The 348-nt window shown below is 44.0% G+C and carries 1 protein-coding gene; it reads right to left on the reverse strand.

Annotated elements, in window-relative coordinates:
• Positions 1 to 294 (reverse strand): hypothetical protein (locus tag RTW80_RS27980; protein ID WP_312721382.1); only part of this gene is annotated, 294 nt, incomplete at its 3' end.
• Positions 295 to 348 lie beyond the last annotated feature (54 nt).

Consider the following 348-nt stretch of genomic DNA (forward strand, 5'->3'; position numbering starts at 1 on the left):
GTTAAATTCAATCCCATCTTCAGCCAGAATAACGAAAGTAGGATGTGCAACCACTACGCTTTCCTGTCCTTCATAAGCCGGTTCAACTACTACGTGAGCAATATCAGATGCGGTTGTTGCTTTGGTGCCATCGGCTTTCAGCAAAGCCCCGACAATAAGATCGTCAGTGAGAGGTGAAGCCAGTTTGACGAGGCGATCTTGCAGCACTGGATCAGCAGCGTAAGCTACTACCTTACAGCGTGAACGGGAGTTATCCGCATTCACTACTTTTAATTTTCCATATGGGTTAGCCATAAGATTATTTTCCTTTCAGTTGTTTAATTTTAGATTTAAGGGCATCAGCAAGAC

This window comes from Escherichia sp. AM3, assembly GCF_032029835.1.
GTDB lineage: Bacteria > Pseudomonadota > Gammaproteobacteria > Enterobacterales > Enterobacteriaceae > Escherichia > Escherichia coli.